Origin of the sequence: Protofrankia sp. Cas4 (assembly GCF_963555915.1) — a bacterium.
Lineage (GTDB): Bacteria > Actinomycetota > Actinomycetes > Frankiales > Frankiaceae > Protofrankia.
Genome location: NZ_CAUVXL010000241.1, coordinates 37,467 through 46,747 on the forward strand (window position 1 = coordinate 37,467; position 9,281 = coordinate 46,747).

Consider the following 9,281-nt stretch of genomic DNA (forward strand, 5'->3'; position numbering starts at 1 on the left):
GGGCGTTGCGGTGACATGGGTCCGCGGACCGCGGTTCATATCAACCGAAGATCGCCAACACCGCCTTGGTAAGACCGAAGTCCAGCGAGGCGACGAATGCCACCATGATCGAACAGAACATGAGCACCACCACCACATAGGTGATCAGTTCACTTCGACCCGGGTAGATGACCTTCCGAAGCTCGGCGACGATCTCTCGGTAGAAGCGCAGCGGCGAAGTACGGCGCCGGGCTGCCGGCCGGGTCGCTTGGCCGGCCCGCGGTGCCGCGTCACGTGTGTCGGTCGCCACTCACTCCACCTACCTGGTCGTCGGATACCGCAGGGGCGACAGGACTCGAACCTGCAACCGCCGGTTTTGGAGACCGGTGCTCTACCAATTGAGCCACGCCCCTTTACACCACGACCGTCGCCGCGGCAGCATCGCCGGTCGAAACGAACCCAGGCCCGACCGTGACCTTGGAGATCACGTGACCCTGAAGATCATCCGCGATGCTACATACGGGGATGACAGCCCAAGCGCGTCCACCATACTCCCTACGCGGCCCCTTACGCGGCCCACAGCCGCGAGCCTGCGATCGGGTTCACCGTCTCCGCCCCCTCAGGCTAGCCGGAAAGAGGCCGGCTGGACAGCGGCTGGCCGGCCAGTCGCTGTCCGGACATCGGCTGGCCGGACCGACTGCCCAGCTGACCGCCGACCACTCTCACCCGCCCGGGGTCGCGCGATTATAGCGCGACATCGCGCGACCGGCAGGGCCAACGGTCACCGCCCACACAGCCACCTGGTCCAGATACACCGGGCACCCCGGCATGATCCGGACGGAGCGTCCCAATGATCGAGCGGGCAACCCGGTATGCGTGGCAGCATGACGGTCATGACCCGGATCTCTCACCGCGTCGGAGGCATCGCCCCTTCGGCGACACTTGCCGTGGATTCGACCGCGAAGGCGCTGCGCGCGGCCGGCCGGGACGTGATCGGCTTTGGTGCCGGCGAACCGGATTTCCCCACTCCCGACCATGTCGTCGCCGCTGCCGAGAAGGCATGCGGCGATCCGAAGATGCACCGCTACACACCGGCTGCCGGCCTACCGGAGCTCAGGGAGGCGGTGGCGGACAAGACCCGCCGCGACTCCGGCCTCGACGTCCCCGCCAGCCAGGTACTCATCACCAACGGCGGCAAGCAGGCCGTCTACATGGCGTTCGCGACCCTCCTCGACCCCGGCGACGAGGTGCTGCTGCCCGCTCCGTACTGGACGACCTACCCGGAGTCCATCCGGCTTGCCGGCGGCACGGCGGTGGACGTCGTGACCACTCCCGACCAGGGCTACCGGGTCACGGTGGAGCAGCTGGAGGCGGCTCGCACCCCCCGCACGAAGGTGCTGGTCTTCTGCTCGCCGTCCAACCCGACCGGCGCCGTACACACACCCGAGGAAGTCCGGGCGATCGGGCGTTGGGCCGCCGATGCCGGGCTGTGGGTGATCGCCGACGAGATCTACGAGCACCTGGTGTACGGCGACGCCCGCTTCGCCTCACTGCCGGTAGAGGTCCCCGAGATCGCCGACCGCTGCATCGTCGTCAACGGCGTCGCCAAGACCTATGCGATGACGGGGTGGCGGGTCGGCTGGCTGATCGGACCGGCGGATGCCGTCAAGGCAGCCATCAACCTGCAGTCCCATGCCGCGTCCAACGTCTCCAATGTGGCACAGGCGGCGGCGCTGGCAGCCGTGGCCGGCCCGCTGGACGCGGTGGCCCAGATGCGCCTCGCCTTCGACCGACGTCGCCAGACCATGCACCGCATGCTCTCCGACACCCCCGGCGTGGTGTGTCCGATGCCGGAAGGTGCCTTCTACTGCTACCCGTCGTTGCTCGGTGTTATTGGTCGCACGCTGCGAGGACGCACCCCGACAACCTCGGCGGCCCTGACCACGCTCATCCTCGAGGAGGCCGGCGTCGCGATCGTGCCAGGTGAGGCGTTCGGGACACCCGGCTACGCCCGGTTGTCCTACGCGCTCGGCGACGACGACCTGACCACCGGTGTGCGGCGCATGTCCGATCTACTGGCCGAGGCGGACTGACCAGAAGTCGCCCAGAGGGCCAAAGGGCGCGCGATGATCGTCAGATCGCGCGCCCGGAGGCCACAGCCCCCACAGCCCCCACGACTGACGGTGTGTCCAGGAGCCGCGCCGGACTCCCCGACACACCGTCATGGGTCGTACCGTCATGGGTCGTAAGGATCGGCTGCGGATTGTCCCGGGGATCGATCAGGAAAGCTGGACGGTAGCGCGCGACCCCAACAGCACCTTGGTTCCATCGCACCGGACCGTGATTTTCACCACTACCTGGTTGTCGTCCAGCTTCTTGGCAACCACGCCGCTGACCACGACCGCGGCACCGGCATCGTCGTCCGGCACCGGCACGAACGACGAGAAGCGGACGCCGTAGTCGACGATCGCCCCGGGGTCGCCGGCCCAGTCGGTGACAAGCCGTGCCGCGCTGGCCATGGTGTACATCCCATGTGCGATGACTCCGGGCAGACCGGCCTCGGTAGCGGCCCGTTCATTCCAGTGGATCACGTTGAAGTCGCCTGACGCTCCACAGTAACGCACAAGATCTTCACGGCGGATCCGGAACTCGCGTTCCGGAATGAGGGTACCGACCTCGACATCGTCATAGGCAACGGTCGCCGCCATCGTGGCCTCTCAGCCCTTCTCGGCCATGGCGGTTCCGCGGGAGACCAGCGACGCCCGCGCCGCTGCCACCACCTCACCAGCGGTCGTCACGAACTCGTAGTCACTGATCAACAATTCGTTGCGGCCGGCGTTTCGGATGTCGGTGATCGTGCCCGACACCATAATCTCGTCGCCGGCGACGACCGGTCGGCGCAGTGAATACTGCTGCTCACCATGCACTACCAGTGAGTAGTCAAGGCCGAGCGTGGGATCATGAGTGGGAATGACTGGCCGCCACATACTGAGCGCTGTCAGAAAGGTGGGTGGCGCGACAAGATCAACGTAGCCGGCGGACTTGGCGGCATCAAGATCATAACAGAGCGGACTGTCCTCGCCGATCGCCAGGGCGAACTGCCGGATATGCTCGCGTCCGACCAGGAACGATGTGTCAGCGACAAACCTGCGCCCGACAAAATCCCGGTTGAGCGGCATTGCATGCTCCGATCTCACCGTGGTGGCGGGTTGCGCAGCAAAGCGCCCTGGGCCCGCGGGACTACTCCGACAGGCAGACAGGCCGAACAGGACGCATGCACCGAATGCGACCGCCAAGGGGTCAGCGGGTCTCGCGATGCTCGGTGTGCGCCCGGCAGTTCGGGCAGAACTTGCGCAACTCCAGGCGATCGGGGTCGTTGCGGCGGTTCTTGCGTGTGATGTAGTTGCGGTGCTTGCACACCTGACACGCCATGGTGATCTTCGGACGGACATCGGTGGCGGCCACGGTGCTGTGCCTCTTCCTGCAGGTCGGACAAGAACGAACCAAAGCTTTTGGACATGCGGGACGACCGCGCGTCGTCCTCGGCGGGTCGTGACCCGACCGGTAGCGGTGGCCGGATTTGAACCGGCGACACAGCGATTATGAGCCGCTTGCTCTGCCTGGCTGAGCTACACCGCCTTGGTGGATCAGCTCCGTCAGCAATCAATCCCACCGACGGAGCAGCGGCCGGATGCCGGCTGCCCGACTACCGACCGCTACCACAGAGCCCCTTTACGGAATCGAACCGTAGACCTTCTCCTTACCATGGAGACGCTCTGCCGACTGAGCTAAAGGGGCATGTGCGCGCGCTTAAGGCTACACGACAGGACGGCGCTTGGGACGGCACCCCGCCGACGAGCTCGGATCCCCGGTCGCGGCGAATCTCCGCCCGTGGGACAGGCGATCGGCACCGGCGATCCGCAACAAGTGGATCTTTAGCGAGAGCTGCCAAGATCCCAAGCCAACGTGCTACCTAATGCTACGACGTTTCGCCCAATCGGGCCGATTGAAAACCGTGAGTAGCGACAAAGTCCATCCGGCACCTGTGAATATATCTGTAAGTAATGAGTCAAGCGCTTAGCGTAGTCAGCGGTCGAGCGAGGCTGTCATCCGGGATCACCCATCGGCCAGTCCACCCCACCTGCCAGGGAGCCCCATGCAGATGACACCTCCCACCACCCGCCACCACGATGATCCGGGCCGATCGCCGACGCCCCGGCAACGGCGTCCCACGCGGACGGTCGCACAGACGATCACTGCCACTGCCGTGGTGACGCTCATCACGGCCGCGAGCGCCGGCGTCTCAGGCGATCTGACCGCCGCCTACGTCACCGCGGCACACGTCACCGCAGCACACGTCACCGCGGTAGACCTCCGCCGGGACTACGTCTCGCCCGACGACGTGCCCCTGGGCGAAGGCACGACCGTCGCGCCACCCGGCGAGGGGACGCCAACCCGAACCCGCTCGGCGCTGGCCATCCCGGCCGGCTGGCCGCGGGGCGTGGACATCTCGTCATGGCAGCACCCCGGCAGCACGGAGATCGGCTGGAACGCGGTCCGCTCGGCGGGCATCGATTTCGTCGTCATCAAGGCGACGGAGGGTAACAGTTACGCCAACCCCTACTTCGCCACTGATCGTGACCACGCGCGACAGGCTGGCCTCGCCGTCGGCGTATACCACTACGCGCGGCCCATGCTGCCGATCGCGACGGCGGTCGACCAAGCGGACCGCTTCCTTGCCATCACCGGACCGACCCGCTCCGCGGGCCAACTGGCGCCCGTCCTCGATCTCGAGGCGCGGGGCGGGTTATCTGCCGACCAGCTCGCCGCATGGGCTCAGGCCTTCCTGGAGGAGATCGAGACCAAAACCGGGCGGGCTCCGATCCTGTACACCTATCGGTCGTTCTGGACCGATGTCATGAAGAACACGACATTGTTTTCCCGCTACCCGTTGTGGTTCGCCATCTACAACGCCGCCTCGTCCCCCGGACCCCTGCCCGGTGGCTGGCAAAAATGGTCGATATGGCAGTACACGTCGTCCGCGAGCGTCCCCGGTATCGCCGGAAACATCGACATGAACGTCTTCTGCTGCAGCGCCGGATCATTGACGCTCAGTGCTGACGGACGGGCCAGCGAGATCGACAAGCGCTACAACGCGGAGGCTCGAGTACGTTCGCTGCTCGCGGTGCCCATCCGGAACGAAGGACCCGCCGGCGGCGGCGGGCGGTGGAGGCAGTTCCAGAAGGGACTGCTCTTCTGGTCTGTTGCCACCGACGTCCACGAGGTACACGGTGGAATCAGCGTCCGGTACCTCGCCTTGGGCGGCAGCAACAGCCTCCTGGGCCGGCCAACCAGCGATGAGGTTGACGCGGAGGCTGCTGGCAGCCGCCAGTCGGTCTTCCAGGGCGGTCGGATCTACTGGAGCCGCTCCACCGGCGCGCACGAGGTGCACGGGTCGATCCTGCGCAGCTACCTGGCGTTCGGCGCTGCCGGCTCCGACCTGGGCCTGCCGATCAGTGATGAGTACTCGGTGGACGGCGGACGCGAGAGCGCCTTCCAGTACGGCTGGCTGCGCTGGGACGAGGCCACCAACTCGGTCAGCACGATCCGCCCCTGAACAGGGGATCTGGCACACAGGGCGACCGTCTGGGGCGGCGCACATCACCCGCCGAGGGCGGGATCCGCACCCGCCAGGCGGAACCACAGGCGGAACCACAGGCGGAACCACACCGCCGTTGCAGACCTGCCGGAGCCGTCGTACACCTGGTCCCGGACGGGGATGTCGGGCAACGGGGCATGTCCTGGGCAGCACGAGGGCATGCCAAGGAGGGCTCACCGTCCCGTCAGGCTCCGGGGAGGATTCGCATGGAACGGGCACGCTCTGCGCACACTGATCGTGGATGGCTGGTATTTGCCGCAGTCATCATCTTCATCGCCGGCTTCCACAACATCATCTATGGAATCGCCGCACTCAGGAAGTACGCCGTCCTCATCACGGCCAACAACACCGTCATCTACCAGGATCTGGACTTCTGGGGCTGGCTGCTGCTGTGCATGGGCATCGTCCAGATCGGCACCGCTGCCGCGGTCATCACAGGCAAACAATGGGCACGCTGGCTGGGCATCGCCATGTGCGGAATCAACGCGATCGCCCAGCTCGCCTTCCTCGCGATCTTCCCAGGCTGGTCGCTCGTCCTCATCGGGCTCGACGTGCTCGCGATCTACGAACTGACCAGGTACGACGCACCGCCGCGCGACTCCTACGACCCATACCCCGATAGCGACCGGGCTCAGACGCGGGCGGATCGGCCGGAATACACCGGATCATCCCGGCCCGGCCCGACTGGAACCTCCCGGTCCGGCCCGGACGTATCACCTCGAATCTGATCCATCGGGTCGGTCGACGGACGCGTGATCACAGCGGATCCATCAGGTCGCTGCACGATTTGCCATGACCACCGAGATCACGCGTCCAAAGATGTCACGCGGCGGTTCCGGCCGCTGGTAGCGGGCGCCGGTAGTGGGCGCCTTCAGCCGGCGGGAACCTCAGGCGACGGCGTCCAGATCAGCGCGGGTGAGCACCGGCCGAAGGTCGAGTCCGATTCCAGCGAGGTTGTCCCGCCCGCCCTCCTGACGGTCGATCACGCACAGGGCATGTTCCACGATCGCGCCCTGCTCCCGCAGGACCCGGGCCGCGTCCAGGATGGCACCGCCGCTGGTCACGACGTCCTCGACGAGCACGACCCGCAGGCCCTCGACTGTCCCGCCCTCGGCGGTCCGACAGGTGCCGTACTCTTTGGCCTTCTTGCGGACGAACCGAGCCGGCATTCCCGTCCGCTGGGACAGCAGGGTGACCAGAGGGATACCACCGAGCTCAAGACCGGCCAGCACGTCCGTGTCCGCGGGCAGCAACGGACGCATCGCGTCGACGATCCCGGCGAGCAGCGCCGGGTCAGCCTCGAACAGATACTTGTCGAAGTACTCGCCGCTCGTCCGCCCGGAACGCAGCAGAAACAGACCGGTCAGATGCGACACGGCCCGGACGCGGGCGGCAAGCGTGCCGGTGTCAGTCATGTCTGCGGACTCTATAGATCGGGTAGGTGGTCTCGGTCACAACAGCGACCGAAACCACCTACCGCCTCCGCTACCGAGGCCGGAGCGTAGGTAGAAACGGTCACCGCAGCGACCATTACCACCTACAGCGTCCGCTGCCGAGGCGGGCGCGACCGTAGCCCACGTGGTGGGTACATGGGCCGGCGAGCGTCGGACGGACGCAGACAGGCCCCGAGCATCGCTCAGGGCCTGTGCGGCAGTGTGATCCGGGATACCCGGGAGGTGGTGGCAGGTGTTGGGTTCGAACCAACGTAGGCTGAGCCGGCGGTTTTACAGACCGCTCCCTTTGGCCACTCGGGCAACCTGCCGTTGGTGTACAGCATACGGGATGGACCGTCGTGGCCGACAACCGGTGCTACCGACGTGGGCGGCGAGGCACGAACGGGGGTGTGCCGGGTTACGCGGGCGCGGGCAGACTCGGGATCAGGGATCGGGCCCTACCCTCACCCGAGGCGCTGGGCGAGGATGCGAAGATCCTATGCCTACGCGCAGGTAACGGCGACGAGAAGGAGGCACTTCACCGTGGCGGACCCGTCGTTCGACATCGTGAGCAAAGTCGACCGCCAGGAGATCGACAACGCCGTCAACCAGACCGCCAAGGAGGTGGGGACCCGCTTCGACTTCCGCGACACCGGCGCGTCAGCAGCGTGGTCCGGAGAGTCCATCCTGCTCACCGCGAGCACCGAAGAACGGGTGAAGGCCGTACTGGATGTCCTTCAGGAGAAGTGGGTCAAGCGTGGCATCTCGCTCAAAGCGCTACAGCACGAGGAGCCCACTCAGTCCGGCAAGGAGTACAGGCTGGTGGTGACCGTGCAACAGGGCATCGCCGACGACAAGGCCAAAGCGATCTCGAAAAAGATCCGGACCGACGGCCCGAAAGGTGTGCAGGCCCAGATTCAAGGAGATCAACTCCGGGTCACCGGCAAGAAGCGGGACGACCTCCAGCACATCATCCAGATTCTCAAAGAAGCTGATTTCGGACTACCGCTCCAGTTCGTCAACTACCGCTAGCCGGCCAAAGGGCGTGCGATCATCGCCCTTCTCGCACGCCCGGCGGCCACACACAGGTCAGCAGGGCCAACGGGCGTAGATCATGCAGAGGAAGGTGCGCCCCGCCCGATGGGGGGTTTCGGGCGGGGCGCTGCACGGCGAGGCCTGGGGGGTTTGCCTCGCCGCGGGTCAGGGATTACGGGTTGCCCGGCGTCTTCGGCGATACGAAAGCCACGATCGCTTCGCCAGATGACGCCCGCTCCTTCGACCGGCCGCCAGGTGCCGGCCAGATTGATGATCTTACACGCTCAGGTCTGCTAGCCTTTTCAGAGTACGACTTTCCCCCGGAGATTCAACGGTAGGGGTCCAACCGAGCCATCTCCTCCAGCCGCTCGATCCGACGGTCCATGGGTGGGTGGGTACTGAACAGCTGGACAACCCCACCGCCCCGAAACGGGTTCGCGATCATGAGCGACGATACAGGTCCAAGCTGGGAAGTCTGCGGGAGCGGTCGGGCAGCGGTGCCAGCCTCGAGCTTGCGCAGGGCTGTCGCGAGGCCGAGCGGATCACCGGTCAACGTCGCGCCGGAGGAATCCGCCTGATACTCCCTGGACCTGCTGATGGCGAGCTGAATGATCGTCGCGGCGATCGGTCCCAGCAGGACGAGGATCATTATCTCCAGGATGCCCGGACCGTCGTCGTCCTCACCCCGACCAATGCCGAAAATCGCCGCGAACTGCGCAAGGTAGACGATGACGCTCGCGAGTGCACCGGCGACGGACGCGATAAGGATGTCCCGGTTGTAGACGTGGCTGAGCTCGTGGCCCAGGACGCCGCGCAGCTCACGATCATCCATGATTTCCAGAATTCCCGACGTACAGCAGACGGCTGCGTTGCGGGGGTTGCGACCGGTGGCGAACGCGTTCGGTGCCCCGGTCGGGCTGACGTAGAGCCGCGGCATCGGCATCCTCGCCCGGGTCGCGAGTTCCTGAACGATTGCGTACATGCGTGGCTGTTCAACCTGGCTCACCGGATACGCCCGCATCGCGCGCAGAGCCAGCTTGTCCGAGAAGAAGTACGAGAACCCGTTCATACCCAGGGCGACAATGAACGCGATTGCCAAACCACGGCTCCCGAACAGGGAACCGACAAAGAGAATCACCGCAGACAGCACGCCCAACAGGGCGACGGTTTTGAGA

At 65.9% G+C, this 9,281-nt stretch carries 11 protein-coding genes and 4 tRNA genes; 4 read left to right on the forward strand and 11 right to left on the reverse strand.

Annotated elements, in window-relative coordinates; translation table 11 throughout:
- Positions 1-40 precede the first annotated feature (40 nt).
- Together secE and U9979_RS21845 are read right to left on the reverse strand one after the other, a co-directional pair.
- Entirely contained in the window at positions 41-289 is a 249-nt protein-coding gene (secE, locus tag U9979_RS21840; protein ID WP_322747907.1) for a preprotein translocase subunit SecE, read from the reverse strand.
- Between the two features lie 30 nt (positions 290-319).
- Positions 320-392, reverse strand: a tRNA-Trp gene (locus U9979_RS21845).
- Between the two features lie 471 nt (positions 393-863).
- Here U9979_RS21845 and U9979_RS21850 point away from each other — a divergent pair.
- Positions 864-2,072, forward strand: a complete 1,209-nt coding sequence (locus U9979_RS21850; protein WP_322747906.1) for a pyridoxal phosphate-dependent aminotransferase — start codon at positions 864-866, stop codon at positions 2,070-2,072.
- Positions 2,073-2,258: 186 nt separating this feature from the next.
- Here the strand turns inward: U9979_RS21850 and U9979_RS21855 are convergent, their stop codons facing one another.
- The 5 genes from U9979_RS21855 to U9979_RS21875 form a co-directional block, all read right to left on the reverse strand.
- Positions 2,259-2,687 (reverse strand): MaoC/PaaZ C-terminal domain-containing protein, encoded by a 429-nt coding sequence (locus U9979_RS21855; RefSeq protein WP_322747905.1) that lies wholly within the window; start codon positions 2,685-2,687, stop codon positions 2,259-2,261.
- 9 nt (positions 2,688-2,696) lie between these two features.
- Complete coding sequence (locus tag U9979_RS21860; RefSeq protein ID WP_322766165.1) at positions 2,697-3,158, reverse strand: FAS1-like dehydratase domain-containing protein; 462 nt, start codon at positions 3,156-3,158, stop codon at positions 2,697-2,699.
- A gap of 121 nt (positions 3,159-3,279) precedes the next feature.
- A complete protein-coding gene (gene rpmG / locus U9979_RS21865) occupies positions 3,280-3,444 on the reverse strand; it encodes a 50S ribosomal protein L33 (protein WP_322747903.1) in 165 nt (54 codons plus the stop codon).
- A 100-nt stretch (positions 3,445-3,544) separates the two neighbouring features.
- Positions 3,545-3,618: transfer RNA gene (locus U9979_RS21870), tRNA-Met, on the reverse strand.
- 86 nt (positions 3,619-3,704) lie between these two features.
- A tRNA-Thr gene (locus tag U9979_RS21875) sits at positions 3,705-3,777 on the reverse strand.
- A 364-nt stretch (positions 3,778-4,141) separates the two neighbouring features.
- On the opposite strand from U9979_RS21875, the gene U9979_RS21880 reads away from it, so the two are divergent.
- On the forward strand, positions 4,142-5,596 hold the full coding sequence (locus U9979_RS21880; RefSeq protein ID WP_322780795.1) for a GH25 family lysozyme: 1,455 nt from the start codon (positions 4,142-4,144) through the stop codon (positions 5,594-5,596).
- A gap of 44 nt (positions 5,597-5,640) precedes the next feature.
- On the opposite strand, the gene U9979_RS21885 is transcribed toward U9979_RS21880, so the two are convergent.
- Positions 5,641-5,769 (reverse strand): hypothetical protein, encoded by a 129-nt coding sequence (locus U9979_RS21885; protein ID WP_322780796.1) that lies wholly within the window; start codon positions 5,767-5,769, stop codon positions 5,641-5,643.
- A gap of 75 nt (positions 5,770-5,844) precedes the next feature.
- On the opposite strand from U9979_RS21885, the gene U9979_RS21890 reads away from it, so the two are divergent.
- Positions 5,845-6,366 carry a hypothetical protein gene (locus U9979_RS21890; RefSeq protein ID WP_322780797.1) on the forward strand — a complete coding sequence of 174 codons (522 nt, stop codon included), beginning with the start codon at positions 5,845-5,847 and terminating at the stop codon, positions 6,364-6,366.
- Positions 6,367-6,525: 159 nt separating this feature from the next.
- Here U9979_RS21890 and pyrE read toward each other — a convergent pair whose 3' ends face one another.
- Together pyrE and U9979_RS21900 are read right to left on the reverse strand one after the other, a co-directional pair.
- Complete coding sequence (gene pyrE, locus U9979_RS21895; protein ID WP_322780798.1) at positions 6,526-7,053, reverse strand: orotate phosphoribosyltransferase; 528 nt, start codon at positions 7,051-7,053, stop codon at positions 6,526-6,528.
- A gap of 262 nt (positions 7,054-7,315) precedes the next feature.
- A tRNA-Tyr gene (locus U9979_RS21900) sits at positions 7,316-7,400 on the reverse strand.
- A 214-nt stretch (positions 7,401-7,614) separates the two neighbouring features.
- Between U9979_RS21900 and U9979_RS21905 the strand changes: the two genes are divergently transcribed.
- The gene (locus U9979_RS21905) at positions 7,615-8,103 is read left to right on the forward strand and encodes a YajQ family cyclic di-GMP-binding protein (protein WP_322747899.1); all 489 of its coding nucleotides are present in this window, start codon (positions 7,615-7,617) and stop codon (positions 8,101-8,103) included.
- A 331-nt stretch (positions 8,104-8,434) separates the two neighbouring features.
- Here U9979_RS21905 and htpX read toward each other — a convergent pair.
- Positions 8,435-9,281: zinc metalloprotease HtpX (htpX, locus tag U9979_RS21910; protein ID WP_322780799.1), on the reverse strand; the 847-nt coding region annotated here is incomplete at its 5' end.